The sequence below is a fragment of the Mucilaginibacter limnophilus genome, assembly GCF_004005815.1.
GTDB lineage: Bacteria > Bacteroidota > Bacteroidia > Sphingobacteriales > Sphingobacteriaceae > Mucilaginibacter > Mucilaginibacter limnophilus.
Genome location: NZ_SACK01000001.1, coordinates 433,960 through 454,415, shown reverse-complemented (window position 1 = coordinate 454,415; position 20,456 = coordinate 433,960). Strand labels below are relative to the sequence as shown.

General features: G+C 43.8%; 11 protein-coding genes. 3 read left to right on the top strand and 8 right to left on the bottom strand.

Annotated elements, in window-relative coordinates; all coding sequences use genetic code 11:
* Nucleotides 1-42: 42 nt before the first annotated feature.
* The 7 genes from EOD41_RS02040 to EOD41_RS02010 form a co-directional block, all read right to left on the bottom strand.
* Nucleotides 43-2,460, bottom strand: a complete 2,418-nt coding sequence (locus EOD41_RS02040) for an ABC transporter permease (protein WP_127703110.1) — start codon at nt 2,458-2,460, stop codon at nt 43-45.
* 102 nt (nt 2,461-2,562) lie between these two features.
* Nucleotides 2,563-4,938, bottom strand: coding sequence for an ABC transporter permease (locus EOD41_RS02035; RefSeq protein WP_127703109.1), 2,376 nt, complete (start codon nt 4,936-4,938; stop codon nt 2,563-2,565).
* Nucleotides 4,939-4,996: 58 nt separating this feature from the next.
* Nucleotides 4,997-7,426 (bottom strand): ABC transporter permease, encoded by a 2,430-nt coding sequence (locus EOD41_RS02030; protein WP_127703108.1) that lies wholly within the window; start codon nt 7,424-7,426, stop codon nt 4,997-4,999.
* 25 nt (nt 7,427-7,451) lie between these two features.
* A complete protein-coding gene (locus EOD41_RS02025) occupies nt 7,452-9,911 on the bottom strand; it encodes an ABC transporter permease (RefSeq protein WP_240663132.1) in 2,460 nt (819 codons plus the stop codon).
* An 80-nt stretch (nt 9,912-9,991) separates the two neighbouring features.
* On the bottom strand, nt 9,992-12,352 hold the full coding sequence (locus EOD41_RS02020; protein WP_127703107.1) for an ABC transporter permease: 2,361 nt from the start codon (nt 12,350-12,352) through the stop codon (nt 9,992-9,994).
* Nucleotides 12,353-12,446: 94 nt separating this feature from the next.
* Nucleotides 12,447-13,124, bottom strand: a complete 678-nt coding sequence (locus tag EOD41_RS02015; RefSeq protein WP_127703106.1) for an ABC transporter ATP-binding protein — start codon at nt 13,122-13,124, stop codon at nt 12,447-12,449.
* Nucleotides 13,125-13,229: 105 nt separating this feature from the next.
* Nucleotides 13,230-14,498, bottom strand: a complete 1,269-nt coding sequence (locus EOD41_RS02010) for an efflux RND transporter periplasmic adaptor subunit (RefSeq protein WP_127703105.1) — start codon at nt 14,496-14,498, stop codon at nt 13,230-13,232.
* Between the two features lie 293 nt (nt 14,499-14,791).
* Between EOD41_RS02010 and EOD41_RS02005 the strand changes: the two genes are divergently transcribed.
* Complete coding sequence (locus EOD41_RS02005) at nt 14,792-16,150, top strand: sigma-54-dependent transcriptional regulator (RefSeq protein WP_127703104.1); 1,359 nt, start codon at nt 14,792-14,794, stop codon at nt 16,148-16,150.
* A complete protein-coding gene (locus EOD41_RS02000) occupies nt 16,140-17,492 on the top strand; it encodes a sensor histidine kinase (RefSeq protein WP_127703103.1) in 1,353 nt (450 codons plus the stop codon). Before EOD41_RS02005 ends, EOD41_RS02000 begins: the two co-directional genes overlap by 11 nt.
* A gap of 216 nt (nt 17,493-17,708) precedes the next feature.
* On the opposite strand, the gene EOD41_RS01995 is transcribed toward EOD41_RS02000, so the two are convergent.
* Nucleotides 17,709-19,250 (bottom strand): choice-of-anchor I family protein, encoded by a 1,542-nt coding sequence (locus tag EOD41_RS01995; protein ID WP_127703102.1) that lies wholly within the window; start codon nt 19,248-19,250, stop codon nt 17,709-17,711.
* Between the two features lie 219 nt (nt 19,251-19,469).
* Here EOD41_RS01995 and EOD41_RS01990 point away from each other — a divergent pair, with 219 nt between their 5' ends.
* The gene (locus EOD41_RS01990; protein WP_127703101.1) at nt 19,470-20,456 is read left to right on the top strand and encodes an SH3 domain-containing protein; all 987 of its coding nucleotides are present in this window, start codon (nt 19,470-19,472) and stop codon (nt 20,454-20,456) included.

The following is a 20,456-nucleotide window of genomic DNA, read 5'->3' as shown; positions in this document are numbered from 1 at the left end:
TCATTTGTGTATGCCAACTGCCCACTTCAAACTGCAAACTGATCATTCGCTCCTTAAGCTCTTCACCGGGTTTGCAAGTGCCGCTCTGACAGACTGGAAACTTACCGTCAGGAAAGCTATTGCCAGTGCAATAAACCCTGCCAGGGCGAATATCCACCAGTATATTGGTGTGCGGTACACAAAGCTTTCCAGCCATTTACTCATCAGCCACCAGGCCAGCGGGAAGGCTATTACCGCGGCAAGTAATACCAGTTTCAGAAAGTCGCGCGATAATAGCATTACCAGTACGCCAACATTAGCACCCAGCACCTTGCGTATGCCTATCTCCTTCGTACGCTGAACCATAATCATAAACGACATGGCCAGCAAACCAATGCATGAAATAATAATAGCAATGATGGCTCCGCTTATAAAGATGGTTGACAGGCGCTGCTCTGCCACATATTGCCTCTCGGTATTTTCATTTATCCATGATCCGGTGAACTCAACATTCGGGAAGGTTTCGTGCCATTTATCTTTTACCTGGTTAAAGGCGCGTATCAGGTTGTCCGCCTTAACACGAACAAATACGTAGTTTATTTCATAGCCTTGCATAACCAGCGTAAGCGGCTCAATTTCGCTGCGTAACGAGCGATAGTTATAATCTTTTACTATGCCGATTATTCGTGACGGGCTATTCTCATCCAAGGGCACTAAATCACCAACACGTATATTTTTGCCTAACTGGGCCGCCATCTTTTCGTTGATTACAATAGCATTGCTATCTCCGGCCATAGCACGCGAAAATTCACGACCGTCAACCAGTTTGATATCAAGAGCTTTCAAAAAATCATACGATACCCCCTGAATGGTAGTACGCACAGTGTGGCCCTTATAGTCGAACCCAATACGAGAAGTGCGCATCGAGCCGTCTTTGCCGCTGCCCATGTTATCATAAGCCCCGGTTATGGCAGTGATGCCCGGTTGTCCGTTCATTTTATTACGGAACAGTTCGAGTGCCTGGTCGCCTTTAAGGGAGTTTCCTATCGGGATGCTGATCACCTCATCTTTATTGTATCCAAGCGGACGGCTTTTCAGGTAACTTATCTGCTGCCAGCTTATCAGCGTACAAACAATAAGTAAGGTTGACAGCGTAAACTGCGTTACCAGCAGCACATTGCGCGTTTTGCCGGGTTTCGCATTACCTACTGAGCCTTTAAGTACCGATACCGTTTTAAAACGCATCATCAGCAAAGCCGGGTACAGGCCTGCAATCATGGTAATTAACAACAAAACACCAATCATTACCAAAATATGCGAAACCTTAAACAACATGCTGATTTCCATATTTGAGCGGAACGTAGCATTAAAGCCCGGCATAATAAAGTTGGCCAATATTATACCGGCCACCATGGCAAACAGGCATACCATAAAGGTTTCAACCCAAAACTGCACAAGCAGCTGCCATTTGCCGGCGCCAAGCGTTTTACGTACGCCCACTTCACGCGCACGGGTAAACGCGCGGGCTACCGAAAGGTTAACAAAGTTGATACAGGCAATAACCAGTATAAAAATACCTATCGCCATTAACGAGAACACATATGTTTTACTTACCTGTCCGCCTTCAAGTCCGTTAATTTCTGTAGCGAAATGATTATTAGCAAAGGGCAGCAGGTTAAGGCTATATACATTACCGTTAGCATCGGCTTTGGCGCCGTCCTTCTTCATGCCGTCTATAACTTCCTTAAAGTTTTTATTTACAAAGGTTTGTAACTGCTTGCCAAACACTTCCGGCTTCACATTATCATGCAACTGAATAAACGTTGAATGATCGTGCCAATCCCAGTGTTTCATGTGTTCCTGGTAATCAGGCGTAACCTCAAAGCGCAATAGCATATCGAATGTAATGCTCGAGTTTTCAGGAAAATCTTTTACCACGGCACTTACCACAAAGTTGTGCGGTGTGTCGGCATATTTTAGTTCGATTGTTTTTCCTATCGGATTTTCTTTCCCAAAAATGGCTTTTGCCGCATACTCGGTTAACACAAGATCATTCAGATCGGCAAGCGGGTTGTTTTTATTGCCATTGACAACCGGAAAAGTGAACATCTTAAAGAAGTCGGTATCAACAAAATGGATGTTTTTTTCAAGCTCCTTACCACCGTATTTTACCGTAGCGCCGCCATTAGCCATACGGGTAATGTAACGTATGTCCTGATAATCGTCTTTAAGCGCCTGGGCAAGCGGGGCGCACATGGCTGTAGATATCTCGGTACCTTCGGCACGACTGCTTGAAAATGATAGCTGGTGTATCTTATTGATATTGACATGAAACCTATCAAACGTAAACTGAAAATACACCGTCAGGAAAAGCATTATGCAGCAGGCTATGGCTACCGACAGTCCGATAACGTTCATGGTATTGAAAACCCTGCCTTTCCAAAGGTTTCTCCATGCGGTTTTTATGTAGTTTCTTAACATTTTATGTTGGTTTTTAGTCCATGGACCATAGTCGATAGACCATGGATATTATCTGATTTCTACTTCTATTGACCATGGACTATCGTCTATGGACTCTAAAAATCACTCACTTCTTAAACTTTTCACCGGGTTAGCAATCGCCGCTTTAAGCGATTGGAAGCTGATGGTAAATAACGCTATGGCAAAGGTTATTACAGCCGCCAGCACAAACACCCACCAGTGCAGCGGTGTGCGGTAGGCAAAATTTTGCAGCCATTTTTGCATGCTGAAATAAGCGAACGGCATGGCTATAATTGTTGCCACAGCTACCGGCTTCAGCATGTCTTTTGAAAGCAGCAGCAATATGTTTTGTACAGATGAGCCAAGTACTTTGCGTACGCCTATCTCTTTGGTACGTTTGGCAGCCGTAAATGAAGCCAGCCCGAACAAGCCCAAACAGGCAATAAATATGGCAAGTCCTGAAAATACGCTCAGGATGGTCTGCTGGCGCAGATCGTTTTTGTACAGGGTATCAAATTTCTGATCGAGGAAAGTGTACTCAAGCGGGTAAGCCGGTGCTACACGCGCGTAGGCTTCTTTAATTGCAGCCAGGCCTGATGATACATTGCCCGGTTTCAATTTGATCACCGCTACCCTTCTGTCGTCGCTTGGTGAAATCACCAGCGCGTCCATGGTTTCTTTAAGTGAGATAAAGTTAAAATCTTTCACCACACCTACTATTTTGCGGCGTGTGCTGTCGCGCATATTGTTTTTTATCCATTTACCCACGGCTTCGGCAGGTGTAAAGCCAAGTTTTTTGGCGGCAGTCTCATTTATCAATACGGCATCGGTGGTATCGGTAGCCATTTGCGGGGAGAAATCGCGACCGGCAACTATTTTGAGGCCTAAGGTTTTTACATATTCAAAATCAGCAAATTCGCTGCGCGATTTAAATACATCGCGTTGCCCTTCGGCTTCATAGGTATGCATATCATGAAAACCGCCCGGCTCACCCGACATGTATGATACCGACTGGATACCGCTTTTGCTCATCAGGTCATTTTTAAACGCCCGCATGTTGTTGTAGATGTCGTTATTGTTCAATGGTATCACTACCGATTGTTCCTTATCATAACCCAAATCCTTGCTTTTTACAAAGCTCATTTGGTTATAGATCACAATGGTACCTACTATCAAAAATACCGATATGCAGAACTGCACCACCACCAAAGCCTGCCTGAAAAATGCACCGCTTTTACCTAATTGCAGTTTGCCCTTAAGTGCCTGTATTGGCGAGAACGCCGACAGGAAAAATGCCGGGTAACTACCTGCTAAAAATCCTACAAACAAGATAACACCGGCCAGGAACAGGTAGATTGGAGCTGCATTCCATGAAACGGTAAGCTCGTATCCAAGCAGTTGGTTGTACCACGGCATAGCCAACAGCAACAGGCCGATGGCTAATACGCATGAGATCAGCGTAAGCAAAACTGATTCGCCGATAAATTGCCAGATCAAATGATTGCGCAGCGCGCCCATCACCTTGCGCATGCCTACTTCTTTTGAGCGTTCAACCGCACGGATGGTTGACAGGTTCATGAAGTTAATACATGCAATAACGAGTATCAAAATAGCTATCGACAGGAAAATATATACAACCGACTGGTCACCGTGGCGAACGTTGTCAAACTCTGATGAAGGTTCAAAATAAATTTCTTTAAGCGGACGCAAATGCAGGTCGAACTTCACCCCCATTTTTTCCATATCAGCACCCATATATTTCTGCATAAATGCCGGGAACTGCTTTTCAAGCGCGGCAGCTGTCGCAGGGTTATCAATGCGCACGTAAACAAACAGATTATTATTTACCCATACCTTGAACCAATCATAATGCTCAAAGTTGGAAATGGGCATTACAAGGTCAAAGTCGAGGTGCGAGTTCGACGGCACATTTTTGGAAACACCGGTTACCTTCAACTGGTACAGTTGATCAATCTCGATAACCTTGCCGATAGGATCATCGTTGCCAAAATATTTTTTGGCGGTGGCCTGGCTTATCACCACACTGTTGGGTTGTTTTAAAACCGTTTTAGGATCACCTTTTATCAGCGGGAAAGTAAATAGCGTAAAAAAGTCGGCGTCGGCTACGTAAAGCTTTTTCTCATTGAACGACTTTTTATCAGCTGTTTGCACCAAACCGTGTGTAGGGCACACCCGTACCGCTTGCTTTATTTCCTTCGGATAATCGTTCAACAACGCTGGCCCATAAGTACCCGCCAGGTAAGGCACCATGTTTTTGTTTACATCAAAGCGGCGCATTACCCTGTAAATATTGTCTCCTTGCTTATGAAACCTGTCGACACTAAACTCATTCATGATATACAGAAATATCATCATACACACCGTTATACCAATGGTAAGCCCGATGATATGGATGAACGAGAACAGTTTCTTTTTATACAGGTTGCGCCAGGCTATTGTGATGAAATTCTTTAACATAATCTTACTATTTTGTTGTTGTCATTAGTCATTTGTCATTTGTGCTACTCACTCCTCACTATTCGCTTCTCAAGCTTTTCACCGGATTTGCCAGTGCCGCTTTTATCGCCTGAAAGCTTATGGTTATCACAGCTATCAGTATAGCTATCAGCCCGGCTAAACCGAAAATCCACCAGTTGAGGGTAATGCGGTATGCAAAATCCTGCAGCCATTGCGTCATCAGATACCCTGCAAGCGGTGCCGCGATTGCCAGCGCCAATATCACCAGCTTTACAAAATCAGTTGACAACATGGTTGCTATACCGGCTACCGAAGCGCCAAGTACTTTGCGTATTCCTATTTCTTTAACGCGTTGCTGTATATTAAAAGTGATCAACCCGAACAAACCCAGGCACGACAGAAATACAATCAGCATACTGAAGCAAAAGAACAATTGCTTCAACTTTGCCTCGTTTTTATACTGGGCGTCTATAACATCACCTACCCATTCGTATAAAAATGGCTTGTCGGGATAAATGCTTTTTAAAAGCGTGTTTATAGCAGTTAGGGAGTTTGCCGGATGATTTGGTTTCAACCGTATCAGTATATAGCCATTGTTTGATTTATCAGCATCTATAACACAAGGCTTCATACCGAAGTGCAGCGATTCATTATGAAAGTCACTGATTATGCCAACAGGTATACCTTCTACCGATTTAGCTTTTTCGTTCAGCTTTACGTTTAGCAATTTTGCTGTATATTCGGTAACAATAACAGGCCGGCTATTCAATACCGAGTCGCGTATCTTGCCTTTTACTCCATCCAACTGTAATTGATTTAACGAATCGCCGTTGATGTTATCAGTTCGCAGATCAGGACTGAACACCCGGCCACTTTTTAGCTTAACTTTTAACACCGCTGGAAGGTCGGCATCGCCTCGCATGTGATTAACTACAATTTTAGCTGTTTGCCCCGGCACAGGAATTTCTGTCGACATGTTGACCGCCCCAATTCCCGGCGACCATGAAGTTATGCTTACGCTTTCAATGCCCGGCAGTTGTTTAAGCTGCTGTTTAAATCTTTCGCCGCTGTTACCCCATGAGCTGTATTCCAGCTTTACGAGGTTATTTTTATCGAACCCCAGATCAATCTTACTGATATAATTCAGCTGATAGTGTACCACTAGCGTGGCAATGATAATACCTATAGAAATAACAAACTGCCCAACAACGAGCGTTTTTTTGAGCCAGTTAAGCTGAGAGCCTGATGGCAGCTGATTGCGCAAAATGGTGATGGGCTGCGGCTGCGAAAGGTACCATGCCGGGTAAATACCTGTAAGTATGCTTACAGCTAAAACCGCTATAATTGCCGCTACAATAAACGACGCATTATAAGCGCTGAACACCAATTGGTGCCCCATATAGGTTTCAATGTAAGGCACAAAAACCTTGTACAGCAACCCTGCCAGCACAAACGCCAGGCAGAAGAACAATACCGATTCGGTGATGTACCGAATGATAAGTTGGCGTTTGCTTGCGCCAAGTACTTTACGTACTCCTGTTTCCTGCATACGACTGAACACCCGTGAGGTTGTAAGCGTCATGAAGTTAAAACACGCAATAACCAGTAGTAACACCGCTACCGCGCTAAATATATAGATATTGCGCATGCTGCCATGCACAGGCTGCGCTTCAGAAAAGTCTGACTTCAGGTACACATCCTTAAAAGGTTGAAACAGATAACTGTACCCCGGCTTGTTTGGCGCGGTAAATTTTGTGTACCAGTTATTTACTTTAGCAGTAAATTTATTCACATCAGTACCGGGCTTTAACAGCAGGTACTGGGTGCTGAAAGTTCCGTATTCTTCTTTGGCCAGTTCGTCGTCAGTTGGACGATATTTAGTAATCGATATTACATCAGCACGCAAATGGGTATTCAAAGGCAGCTCTTTTACAACCCCGGTTACCAGGTATTGCTGCGGACTGCCCCATTCCGGAATAGTATAATATATCTTACCTACCGGATCCTGTCCTTTAAAGTGTTCCTGTTTAAATTTTTCGGTGATGATTAAATTAGCATAGCCCTCAATATACTTTTTAGGGTTACCTTCAGTCACCTTAAAATCAAGAAAGTTCCATACAGAAGCCTCGGCCATAAGGTTTTTAACCGCTACCCCATCGCTGTTAGCACCTATTTTAAGCCTGTCGCCTATTACCGACATGCGGCAGTAATCTTCCACCTCCGGGAAATCCTTTTTAAGTGACGGACCAAGCCCGGTAAATGTCAGCGGAAAACGGTCACTTCCTTTAACCCTGTTGTTTACTGATATGGTACGGTAAATCCGGTCGGCCTTTGTCCATTGTTTGTCGTACGATAGTTCATCAATAACAATGGCTGCCACCAAAAGGCATGCGGCCAGTCCGGCACTTAAACCCACAATATTTATCAGGGAGTAAACCTTGTTTTTTCGCAGGCTGCGCAGGGTAATTAATAAGTTGCTGATGAACATTTTAATATTTTATTATCTGATTTAATTATTCACTTCTTAAACTCTTTACCGGGTTAGCCAATGCCGCTTTGATTGACTGAAAACTTATGGTTAACAGCGCCACAACTATACCGGCAATTCCGGCGGCGGCAAACACCCACCAGCCGATATTAATGCGGTAAGCATAATTTTGCAGCCACCTATGCATTGAATACCACGCTATTGGCGATGATATCAATATGGCCAGCAGCACCAGTTTTAAAAAGTCTTTTGAAAGCAGGTTTACAATGGTTGATACGCTTGCACCTAGCACCTTGCGTATGCCTATCTCTTTTGTACGCTGTTCGGCTGCATAAGCGGCAAGACCAAACAATCCAAGGCAAGCTATAATGATAGCCAGTGATGTAAACACAATGAATATCTGTCCTATTTGTTGTTCGCTGCGGTATATGGCATCAAACTCAGCATCCATAAACGAGTAATCGATCTTGATGTCGGGTGAAATGCCGCTCCATACTTTTTTTACCTGATCGAGCGTATTATTGATATTGGCAGTGCTTACACGTGCGCTCACCCGGCCCCAGTCTTCGCCTAAAACCATCATCATTGGCGCTATGGTTTCTCGCATCGAGTTAAAGTGAAAGTCTTTCACTACCCCGATGATTTTATAAGGTGAAACCTCACCGTGCGTTTGGTAATCTTTGCTGTGATACAGTGTTTGGTTAACCGGATTTTTAAAACCCAGAAATTTAGCAGCCGCTTCATTGATGATCAGTGAGGCGGTATCGGTAGGCATATCCTTTGAAAAATTGCGCCCCTGTACCAGTTGCATGCCGAGTGTTTTTATGTAGTCGGCATCAACACGCCATACCTGCGGAAAAATGGCGCGGCTTTGATCGGGTACGGCATCTTTATAATAAATACCCATGTTGCGCCATTGCGAAGTAGGCAGATAACCGCTCATGGTGGCGTTTTCGATACCCGGTAAGGCCGCTATTTGCTGCTTAAGCAGCTTTACCTTATCCCCGTTGCCTATTTCAAAGGAATTGTTTATCACCAGCACCTGGTTGCGGTTATACCCCAGATTTTTGGTTTGTATGTAATTAAGCTGCTGGTAAACCACCAATGTGCCAATGATCAGGAAGATCGATATAGAGAACTGGAACACCACCAAAAAGCTACGCAGTCTGCTGCTTTTAAAACCTGCTGATAGCGAACCTTTAAGCACACTTACAGGTTGAAAAGCCGACAGGAAGAACGCGGGATATGATCCAGCCAATGCGCCCACTACCAGTGCCACCATCAGCAGCATCGGCACAATCCACTTTAACGACTGCAAACTGATAGACAACTCTTTACCTGCCAAAACATTGAAGCCCGGCAATACAAGTACTACAATGGCCATTGCGATAAGCGTAGCAGCAAATGTTACCAGTATTGATTCCGTTAGAAATTGCGCTATCAGGTTTTTACGCGCCGAGCCAAGCACCTTGCGCACCCCTACTTCGCGTGCACGGTTTGATGAACGGGCAGTACTCAGGTTCATGAAGTTTATACAGGCGATGATAAGAATAAACAGTGCAATACCCGACAGGATGTAAATATACTCCACAGTACCTGCGGCGCTAAGTTCGCCAATCATTTTACTGTGCAGGTGAATATCAGTAAGCGGTATCAGGTTCAGCCTGAAGTAGCTTCCGCCTTTTTCAAACTCATCATAGCTTTTTTTCAGTTCGCTTTGCATCTGGCCGCCGCTGTACTTGCGTAAAAGCTGAGGGAAGGCGGCTTCAAGCTTCTTCGGGTCGGCGCCTTTTCTGAACAGCACATAGGTATTATACTCGCTGCGTAGCCATTCAGGCGAACGGCTGTCGGCCAGGCTCGACATCGATACCAGGAAATCAAACCTGAAGTGCGACTGCTGCGGTATGTCCTTTATCACACCGGTTACCTTCATGGTCTCACGGTCGTCAAACAGCAGGCTTTCGCCAACCACGTCAGTTTTACCGAAGTATTTCTTAGCCATGCTTTCGGTAAGCACAATGCTATTAGGTTCAACCAAAGCGGTTTTTACATCACCAAACAGTACAGGCAGCGTAAACACGTCAAATACCGATGGATCGGCAAAGCCGATGTAATCTTCCCTGATTTTTTCGGTACCCTTTTTTATATGGATGCTGCCTGCCTTTTTAAGCCTGACAGCATTTTCAACTTCCGGGAAATCATTTTTAAGCGTTTGCGCCAGCGGCGCCATACACACAGCATATTGCAACTTATTCTCGCCAAGCTTAAGATCTTCGTTTACGCGGTATATCCTGCCTGCCTTTTCGTTGTACCTATCATAGCTAAGCTCGTCTATCACATAAAAAACAATAAGCAGGCACGCGGCAAGGCCTAGGGCCAACCCCATGATATTGATCGCGGTGAAGCCGGTATTCTTCTTCAGGCTGCGATACGCCGATTTTATGTAATTCCTGATCATGATAACTTCGTTTAGTCCATGGTTCATAGTTAATAGACCATAGAAGGATTTCTTTTACTTTTTATTTAGCCATAGCTATGGACCATCGTCCATGGTCTATCGTCCAACTACTCGCTTCTTAAACTTTTAACCGGATTAGCAATTGCCGCTTTAATTGTTTGAAAGCTGATGGTTAGTAACGCTATTGCTATGGTTAATAATCCTGAGATTATAAATACCCAAATACTTATGTCGATACGATATGTATAGGTGTTTAACCAATATTCTTTCATAAAATACCAAGCCAACGGTGCCGCTATAGCAAACGATATAATCACCAGTTTCAAAAAGTCGGCTGAAAGCAGCGCTGTTATCCGCCCTACTGATGCGCCAAGCACTTTGCGCACGCCAATTTCTTTAACACGGTTTTGTGCCATATAGGTAGCTAAGCCAAATAAGCCAAGGCACGATATAAATATGGTCAACCCGGCAAACAGTGTTGCAAGTGTGCCAGTACGCTGTTCATCGGCAAACTTGGTAGCATAGTCTTCGTCAATAAATTTATAGTCGAACGGATAATCCGGATTGTATTTTTTAAATACAGCCTCAGCCAGTTTTAGGTTTTTTGAAGTTGTATTTGCCGGGTTAAGCTTATAGTGAATAACGTTGAACCACATGCGCGGCCCTTGAATAATCATACCTTTAACAGGCTCATAAGGCGATTGCAGAATAAAATCTTTTACCACACCAACTACGGTCCATTTGCGGTTTCCACCGTCTTGTGTAATTATTTGGCCTATCGGATCTTTAAAACCCATGGTTTTCACAGATGCTTCATTAAGGAGTACAGCGGAAGTATCAGTCGGGAAGTTTTTTACATCAATGTCCCGACCGGCAACAATCTTCAAACCCATGGTTTTGGTAAAGTCGCCGTCAACATTAAATACGTTTAGGTCAATCTTGGCATTAGGGTCTTTTCCCTGCCAGTCGTACCCCCAGCTGTCGCTCCAGCCCTGGGTAATGGGCGCGCTGGTTTTGGTTACTGATACAGCCGCTCCGCTGCTTATCAGCTCTTCGCGTATTAACTTGTAATGCTTGTCAATTTCACCGGAAATAAAGGTGTACACCAGGTTATCTTTTTTATAACCGGTATCTCTGTCCTGCGCGTGCTTTAACTGGTTTTTTATGATGATGGTACAAATAATAAGGCCTATAGCAATCATAAATTGAAATACCACCAGTGCTTTACGCGGAGTAACTAAAGCGTTTGCCGCCTTAAAGGTACCTTTTAAAACTTTCACCGGATTGAACGATGACAGATAAAACGCCGGATAGCTGCCTGCTATAACACCGGTGAGTATCACAAAACCAAAAAAAGCAAGCCAGAAATACGGATCGGCATACGGTATAAATAATTCCTTTTCGGTGAGTTGGTTGAAAGCCGGCAAACTAACATATACAATTATCAGCGCCAGTATGCCTGCAATCAGCGAAATCATTATTGATTCAGCTAAAAACTGACCTATTAAAAAGCCTCTTGGCGCACCTGATACCTTACGGATACCAACCTCTTTAGCGCGTTTTTCACTACGGGCAGTGCTAAGGTTCATGAAGTTGATACAGGCGATAACCAGTATAAAAATGGCAATCACGCCAAAAACTCTAATGGTGGTAATACGTCCGCCGGTATTTATCCCATTTTCAAACTTTGAATACAAGCGCCACTTTTTTATCGGATGCAAAAAAACATCTGTTTCCTTTTGATCTGAGTGTGATCTGGTAATGTCTTTTATCTGTTTATTCGCAGCCGCTTCGGTAACACCAGCTTTTAACAAGGCATAAGTTTGAACCGAATTGTTACCCCAGTATTCGTCATCCTGGCCGATCTTTTTCATGTACTGCCATGGCAGCAGGTACTCAAACTTAAACCGGCTGTTATCAGGTATGTCTTTCAATACTGCCGTTACCCTGAAATTGTCAACGCTGTCTAAACGGATAGTTTTACCAAGTGCGTCCTCAGTGCCAAAAAGCTTTTTTGCCAGCTTTTGTGTTACTACAATTGAATAGATGTCGTTTAAAGCGGTGTTGGGATTACCTTTAAGCGCAGGGAAAGTAAACATCTTTAAAAAGCCCGAATCGGTAAACATCCCTGATACATTCAGCTTTTTTTCGCCTACATTAAATAAAAAAAAGCAGTTGGTGGTATGCGTAGCTTCCTCAACCTGCGGATAATCCCTTAAAGTTTTAGCCATTATTTTTGGCGTAGTGTTCCAGCACCACAGTTGCCCGTCAAACACGGCCTTATTGTACATAGTGTACAGGCGGTCTTTTTTTTCGTGGAACTGGTCGTAACCTACTTCGTGGTTTATCCAGAACAAAATAAGGGCGGCGCTGGCCATACCGATTGTTAAACCGGAAACGTTTATAAAGGTGAAACCTTTGTTTTTTAACAGGTTACGCCAGGCTATTTTAAGGTAATTTTTGAACATGACAGGTTTTTGTTTAGTCCATGGCCCATAGTCGATGGTCCATAGTGGATTTTTACTTTATCCATGGTCTATTGTCTATCAACCATGGACTATCTTATATCATGATATTTTCCATTACGGTATGTCCGTCTAACAGGCGGATAATGCGGTGACTGTAGCGCGCGTCGTGCTCAGAGTGGGTTACCATTACTATGGTTGTACCTTGTTCGTTCAGGTCGGTTAGCAGTTCCATTACCTCGTTACCGTTGCTACTGTCAAGGTTACCGGTAGGCTCATCCGCAAGTATCAGCTTGGGTTTGTTAACCACCGCACGGGCAATGGCCACACGCTGCTGCTGACCGCCCGATAGTTGCTGCGGGTAGTGGTTGCGGCGGTGCATAATCTGCATTTTATCCAGCACTTCTTCAACACGTTTAACACGGTCGGCTGCTGCCACGCCGGTATAAATCAGCGGAAGCTCAACGTTTTCAAACACGGTCAACTCGTCAATCAGGTTAAAGCTTTGGAAAACGAAACCAATATTGTGCTTGCGCAAATCGGCACGTTTACGCTCATTGAAATGCGCCACCTCAGTATCGTTAAATATGTAGCTGCCGCCATCTGGGTCATCAAGCAGTCCGATGATATTTAGCAGGGTCGACTTGCCACAGCCCGAAGGGCCCATTATGGCCACAAATTCGCCTGTTTTTACTTCAATGGATAATTTGTTAAGTGCAATGGTTTCTACCTCTTCAGTGCGGTAAAACTTTTCCAGATCAGTTATTTTTATCATTGTGATTTGTTTATATCGTGATTTTTAAAATTCTAAATACTAATTACTCAACTCTAATACTAAGGAGCCTCTTGATTCCTGACTCTTAATTCTTAATTCTCATCCCTAGTTCTCAGCTTTCTCGCCCTTAAGCACCAGCTCTTGCATGTCGCCATAGGTATCATAGCTTGATGTTACTACCTTGTCACCCGGCTGCAATCCTGAAAGCACTTCGTAGTAATCAGGATTTTGGCGACCAAGCTGCACGTCAACTTTGTAAGCTACGCTGCCATCATCGTTCAGCTTAAATATCCAGTTACCGCCGGTTTGCTGATAAAAGCCACCCTTAGGCACCAGTATAGCTTGTGTTTCGTCGCTCAAAGCAAGGCGTATCTGCAATGTTTGGCCGCGGCGTAATGATTTTGGCATTTCGCCCATAAACTCCATATCAACCTGGAAACGGCCATTGGTTACCTGAGTAAACACCTTTTTAATTTTGAGGCGATATATCTTATTATCAACATTGTACTCAGCCATCAGGCCGTTGTACACGCGTGAGATGTAATGCTCATCAATATCAACACGCACTTTGTATCCTGATAAGACGTCGATCTGACCCAAACGTTGCCCTTTGGTTTTGTTCTGTCCAATTTCGGCATCCAGTGAAGTAAGCTGGCCATCAACAGGCGCACGAACAATCAGGTCACCCACTTTTTTACGCATCAGCGCAAGGGTGCTTTTCATATGGTCGTATGATTCCTGCATCTGTGTTAATTGCGCTTTGGTAGAAGTGGTGTCTTGAGACATGATCTTTGTAGTAAGCTTTTTACGCGCTATAGCATACTGATATTCGTTTTCTGACTTTTTAAACTCTTGCGACCCGATGGCTTTTTGTTCGTACAGGTGCTTGTTAAGTTTGTATACCCTTTCAGCTTCGCGAAGCGCGCTTTCTACTTCGGCCATCTGGTTAAGTTTGGTAATGGTATTTTGCTGCGCGTTATCACGCGATATCTGCATTTGAGTAAGTACGTTGAATACAGAAGTTTCTTCGTTAGCAAGGCTAAGTTCAAGGTCGGTGTTTGATAGTTTAAGGATAGGTTCGCCAGCTTTCATGTTAGCGCCGTCTTCAACAAAACGTTTTTCAACACGTCCGCCTTCAACGGCGTCGAGGTATATGGTAGTGCGTGGCATTACAACGCCATTTACGGGTATAAATTCCTGGAAAGGGCCTTTTTTTATCTCGCTGATGGTGATGCGTTCAACATCAACATTAAGTTTACTTTTGCCCGATGTAAAATAGATGCTGCCGGCAACAAGCAGTATAATAGCCGAAACGCCGGTAATGGTCATGATGCGTTTACTGTTCCAGCTTTTTTTCTCAATTTTTCTGTCCACGATGTAATATATGTTTGCCAGTACATAACAAAATCCCGTGCCATGAATTAAAACGTTGATTTACAGTATATTACATACAAACGAACAATTTTTTGCGTACGCTTCTGTTACACGGGGTGTTCGGTTTCGATACAGTTGAAAATTCTCAGTCAAATCGTAATAAATTGACTATTAATACATTATGAAACACGGCTGATTTGTTGCCTGTAATGCAATGATGAACACTTATAAAGTGTTCGCCTATTTATGGTAAAAATTTAATTACTTTAATACTTTAAACCGACATCATACACATGATACTTAAAAAGGCTACTGTTTTAATTGTTGACGACGATCCGGACGTGCTTACTGCTGTAAAACTGCTGATGAAGACCGAAGCGCAGGAGATCATTACAGAAAAAAATCCCGAAAACCTGAACTGGCTGCTGCAGCGTAACCAGGTTGACCTGGTTTTGCTCGACATGAATTTTAACAGTGCCATTAACACCGGTAACGAAGGTATTTACTGGCTTAGAAAGGTAAAAGAATGGAAGCCTAATGTGTCGGTAATCATGATTACCGCTTACGGTGATATCGACCTGGCTGTACGATCGTTAAAAGAAGGGGCCGACGATTTTATTGTTAAGCCATGGCACAACGAAAAACTGCTGGAAACCATAAAAGACCTGCTTGACAAAAAAGAAGGCATTAAAACGCCTAAAGCTTCGGTAAAAGGGTCGGCTGGCTCAACTTCAATATTGGGTGATTCTGAAGTGATGCAGGATATCTTTCACAAAGTGAACAAAATAGCCCCTACCGATGCCAACATATTGATACTTGGCGAAAACGGTACGGGTAAGGACCTGATGGCAAAAGCCATTCACGAGCGTTCGTTACGTGCCAATAAGCCTTTTATAAAAGTAGATGTAGGCGCGCTTACCGATACACTTTTTGAAAGTGAACTGTTCGGACACAAAAAAGGCGCCTTCACAGATGCCCGTGAAGACCGTGCCGGACGTTTTGAGGACGCGCACGGGGGCACCCTGTTTTTAGATGAGATAGGCAATATTACCCTTCAGCAGCAGGCCAAACTGTTAACGGTACTTCAAAACAGGCAGGTTACCCGCCTTGGTACCAACAAACCTGTTGATATCGATATCAGGCTGATATGCGCTACCAACGTGCCACTGCAGGAATTGGCAAACGAGAACCGTTTCCGTAAAGACTTGATTTACCGCATAAATACTGTAGAGATAACCATGCCGCCGCTGCGCAGGCGAAACAACGATATTGTACTATTGGCTAAACATTTTGCTAAGCAGTACGCGTCAAAATATCTTAAACCAACTATGGAGTTTGAGGCCGCGGCACTGCAAAAACTGAAATCATACAACTATCCGGGTAACGTGCGCGAACTGCAATACTCTATTGAGCGGGCCGTAATTATGGCTGATGACCATATGCTGAAAGCCGACGACCTGATATTTTCGGCGCTTGAATCATCATTGCCTGCAACCAACGAAGCCGACGGCGAAATTCCGCTAAGCGCTATGGAAAAGAACGCCATACTGCGTGTTATTGAGAAACATAATGGCAACATTACTCGTGCCGCTAAAGAATTAGGATTGACCCGTACAGCCCTGTACCGCAGACTGAGCAAGTATGACATTTGATCGTTACGAATGGCGGCTGTTGTTACGCATCCTGTTTCTTACGCTGGCTATTGCCGCTTGTACTTTTTTGATAGCCAAAGGCAGCGCCTTTTTTATCTACCTGATATTTACCATCCCGGCGGTTATCTATATCATTCTTGATTTAGTACGTTTTAACCGCAAGGCACAGGATGAGGTAAATCAGTTTGTTGAATCAGTACATTACCGTGATTTTTCACGCTATTTTGATGTGCGCCATGCCCCGAACGAGCTTAAACCGTTGCGCAAAGGGTTTAATGATATCAATACTACTTTCAAACTCATCAGCCGTGAGCGTGAAACGCAGTATTATTATCTGCAAAAAATACTGGAACTGGTGGATACAGGTATAGTATCATATGAGTTTGAAACCGGAGAAACCGGCTGGATAAACGAGGCGTTTAAAAAACTGCTGGGTATCCCCTATCTCAAAACAATCCACTCGCTGCAAAAGCGAGAGGAAAGCCTGTACCAGGAGGTAATTGCCCTTAAGCCTGGGGATACCAAGATAGTAAGCATCACCCGCAATCAGCAGCAAATTAAAATACTGGTTACAGCCAGCATATTGCGCAGCGAAGAAAAGTTGTATAAACTGATAGCTTTTCAAAACGTGAGCGAAGCGCTTGATGAAACCGAATCAAAAGCCTGGCAAAAACTGCTTAGCGTAATGACACATGAGATAATGAACTCCGTAGCGCCGATTTCTTCACTGGCCGATACATTGAAGAACCGTTTGAAAAGTCCGGAGATTGCAGAGAGCCCTTTCAGCAGCCAGATGGAAGACCTTGAACTGGGTATCGACACCATAAAAAAACGCAGCGACGGCCTTTTGAAATTTACTGAAAGCTATCGTAACCTGAACAAGATCACTAAGCTTGATCTGGAAAAGGTACTGGTATGCGACCTGTTTGAGAACCTTAACAGCCTGATGCTTCCCACACTTGAAAAGAAAAACATTGAGCTGGATATTATTTTGCGTGATTTAAATCTGGCCATTGAGGTTGACGTTAACCTGATTGAGCAGGTATTAATCAACCTGCTGGTAAACGCTATCGAAGCTGTGAAGGACCGCGAGGAACCTATGATCACGCTATCAGCAGAAACTATCGCTAACAATAAAATTGTATTAAAAATTGCTGATAACGGTGTTGGCATGCCGCCTGAACTGCTGGATAAAATTTTCATTCCGTTCTTTAGTACCCGCAAAACCGGCAGTGGTATCGGATTAAGCTTGTGCAAGCAAATCATGCTGCTGCATAAAGGCAATATCCAGGTACAGTCGATTGAAGGTAAAGGTTCAGCGTTTTTGCTGCAGTTTAGTTAAGATGGTAAATGTCATTGCGTAAGTAATGAAGCAATACATACACATGCATGTTTGTCATCCTGAACGTGGTGAAGTATCTGTTGACCAATAGATGTTTCATACTTCAGCATGACAAAATTGATTCATTTCCCTGCGGGAAACGTTGATTTATTTATAAAACAAAAAAGCACCCCGGGAACACGTGGGGTGCTTAGTAAAACAATTAAATTATAAGGTTCAGATAGTATTTGGCGTATAAACTTTTACTACACCGTCGTTCTCGCTGCTTACAACAAGCAGGGTCTTTTTTGTAGGGCTTTGCCTTGCCGGGATAATTAATACACCTTCAGGCGCGTCACCGCTTTCGAGTAGCTGCAAAAACACTGGCGCCGTTGGATTAGTAACGTCGTAAACGGCCACCGCGTCTGCACGTTCCATACCAACAAAGGCAACTTTTTTATGCCCTACCTTGCCAATGGCCAAGCCTTCAGGCTCAACTGATTTATCGTCGCTACGGCCATCGTCGTATAAATCAGCTGCGATGGTTTTTTTATCAAGTTCATTCTTACTGTCGAACACCATTTCGCCGGTATTACCGTTCCATACGCTGAACGAACGTGCACCTAACGAATATAATTCGTCGAAATCACCATCACCGTCGGTATCACCTAAAGTAGTGGTGATATTAAGTCTGCCTAAATTTTCGTCTTTACGCAGGTCAGCCCAGTTAGAGAACGCGGCTGGATCAAGCGTGATATTTTTTACACGTTTTACTTCCTCAAACGCGTCGTACTCACGTGCGTCACCTTCGTTAGCCGTGAACAGGTAAGGCTTGCCGCCATCCTCAAGCACAGCAATAGCATCAGGCAGGAAAATACCTTTTACAGGAACTTTTCGGGCAGTAATGGCGTCATCCTCATCGCTCGGATCAATCTCGTTGCCATCGGTATTGTAATTTTTAAAGCCCAGCGGAAAAATATCGGTTAGAGTTTTATTAGCGATATCAATTTTTGCTATGGCGTTGTTTTCCTGAAGCGTAACCCATGCTGTTTTCGAGTCGGACGATATGGTTACATACTCAGGCTCGATATCTTTCAGAAAATCATTACCTACACCAAACACGCGAAAGCCTTTCGCTTTAAGAGCTGCCTCCTGTCCGGCGAAAGCCGAAAAATCAATAGTGTTTACCGCGTAATTATTATCAACCGAAATGATCGACACCGTACCTTTCGGATCGTTGGTATAATCGGTATTTGGCTCGCCTTCATTTGCAGTCAAAATATACTTACCGTTTGGCGACCAGGTAACCATATCAGGCAGCGCGCCTACTTCAATAACTTTAATCTCGCTGTAATCAGTAGTTTTAAACACTACAACTTTGCCATTGGCCTGTTTATCATTTGATTCTATGGCCGCTGCCAGCTTACCGTCAAACACCGAAACGCTGTTTACCATGCCACCGTAAGGCTGCACGTTTATAGAAGTAATAACTTTCATTTCGGCAGGTTTGCTCATGTCAATTACCTCAATTTTATTTACGTTATTTTCTTCGTCGTTTATAACTACGAGCAAACGCTGTGTAAGCGAATCATATGCAGAAATTTCGGCCGCTCCAACGCCGCCAACGTCTATCATACCCATTTCGGCAAAGGTGGCAGGATCTTCGTTTACAAAAAACTCTTCTTCTTCAGGTAGCGGATCAGAAATGTCGCGATTGGGTTTTTTGCAGCTTGCAAAAGCAATTAATAAAACAGAAATAAATAGTAAAGGATACTTCATAGAGTAAATAGTTTGATTAAGTACCAAAACTATTAACCCAGTATTAAGCCCTTTAAACGCTGTTATTAAGGTTTTGTAAAGAAAAATGGACGGGTGTTAATACTGACCGGGTGAGGTGAAATCCTCATTGGTTTTGCGGATGAAATTCCGTATCTTAGTATTCATAATCACCTATACTTCTTTTTTACAGATCGTTCTGATTTTCAACCTTATTACATCATGACAACAAAATTCGGATTCACTAAAATGGATATCCAGGAATTTACCACCTGGTTATCATCGCTTCGCGTGGCACGTACAGTATTAACCATACAAGAACATCACACCTATAGTCCCTCGTACGCTAATTTTAAAAGCAATAACCATTTCGAAATGCAAAAAGCCATGAAAGATTACCATGTGATTCATAATGGCTGGGCCGATATCGGGCAGCATTTCACTACTTTTCCTGACGGAACTATACTTACAGGCCGCTCACTCGAAAAATCGCCTGCCTGCATTACCGGGCAAAATGCAAATGCCATCTGCATAGAAAATGTTGGAAATTTTGATACCGGTAAGGATGCCATGACAGCCGCACAAAAAGCCACTATCATCAAGCTGACGGCTTTACTATGCGCTAAATTTAACCGACCGGTTAATGATACCAATGTTGTTTATCACCATTGGTTTGATTTAAATACCGGGCGGCGCAACAATGGCACAGGTAACAATAAAACTTGCCCGGGTACAGCATTTTTCGGCGGAAACAAGGTAAGCGACTGCGTACAAAACTTTTTGCCTCTTGTGTCGGCTGAAATAAGTACACCTGATGTACCAACAACAACCAACGTATTAAAATACGCCGTGGTAACAGCTTCAACATTGAACATCCGTACACAGCCAAACGCTGTTACTGCCAAAGCCGCCGACAGAGCGCCGGCCACCTTCGGATCGGTACTGCGCGTTTACGAGGAAAAGAATGGCTGGTACCGTATATCAGCAAGCCAGCAGCACTGGGTAGCGGCACAATATACTACTGCTGTACGCCGCGCAACTGTTACTGCTGACACATTGAACGTGCGTACAGGACCCGGAGCATCGTTCGCAAAAGCAGGGTCGTATTTAAAAGGGCAGGAATTATTTATTATAAAAGAAGAGAACAAATGGGCAAGGGTAAACATGGACGAACGCTGGGTTAGCATCGATTACCTCTCATTTGCCTAA

Excerpts from the sequence above, each read along its gene's own strand:
- EOD41_RS02005 (WP_127703104.1), top strand. The coding sequence starts at position 14,792 with ATGATACTTAAAAAGGCTACTGTTTTAATTGTTGACGACGATCCGGAC.
- EOD41_RS02035 (WP_127703109.1), bottom strand. The coding sequence starts at position 4,938 with ATGTTAAAGAATTTCATCACAATAGCCTGGCGCAACCTGTATAAAAAG.
- EOD41_RS01995 (WP_127703102.1), bottom strand. The coding sequence starts at position 19,250 with ATGAAGTATCCTTTACTATTTATTTCTGTTTTATTAATTGCTTTTGCA.
- EOD41_RS02020 (WP_127703107.1), bottom strand. The coding sequence starts at position 12,352 with ATGTTCAAAAATTACCTTAAAATAGCCTGGCGTAACCTGTTAAAAAAC.
- EOD41_RS02030 (WP_127703108.1), bottom strand. The coding sequence starts at position 7,426 with ATGTTCATCAGCAACTTATTAATTACCCTGCGCAGCCTGCGAAAAAAC.
- EOD41_RS02015 (WP_127703106.1), bottom strand. The coding sequence starts at position 13,124 with ATGATAAAAATAACTGATCTGGAAAAGTTTTACCGCACTGAAGAGGTA.
- EOD41_RS01990 (WP_127703101.1), top strand. The coding sequence starts at position 19,470 with ATGACAACAAAATTCGGATTCACTAAAATGGATATCCAGGAATTTACC.
- EOD41_RS02040 (WP_127703110.1), bottom strand. The coding sequence starts at position 2,460 with ATGTTAAGAAACTACATAAAAACCGCATGGAGAAACCTTTGGAAAGGC.
- EOD41_RS02025 (WP_240663132.1), bottom strand. The coding sequence starts at position 9,911 with ATGAACCATGGACTAAACGAAGTTATCATGATCAGGAATTACATAAAA.
- EOD41_RS02000 (WP_127703103.1), top strand. The coding sequence starts at position 16,140 with ATGACATTTGATCGTTACGAATGGCGGCTGTTGTTACGCATCCTGTTT.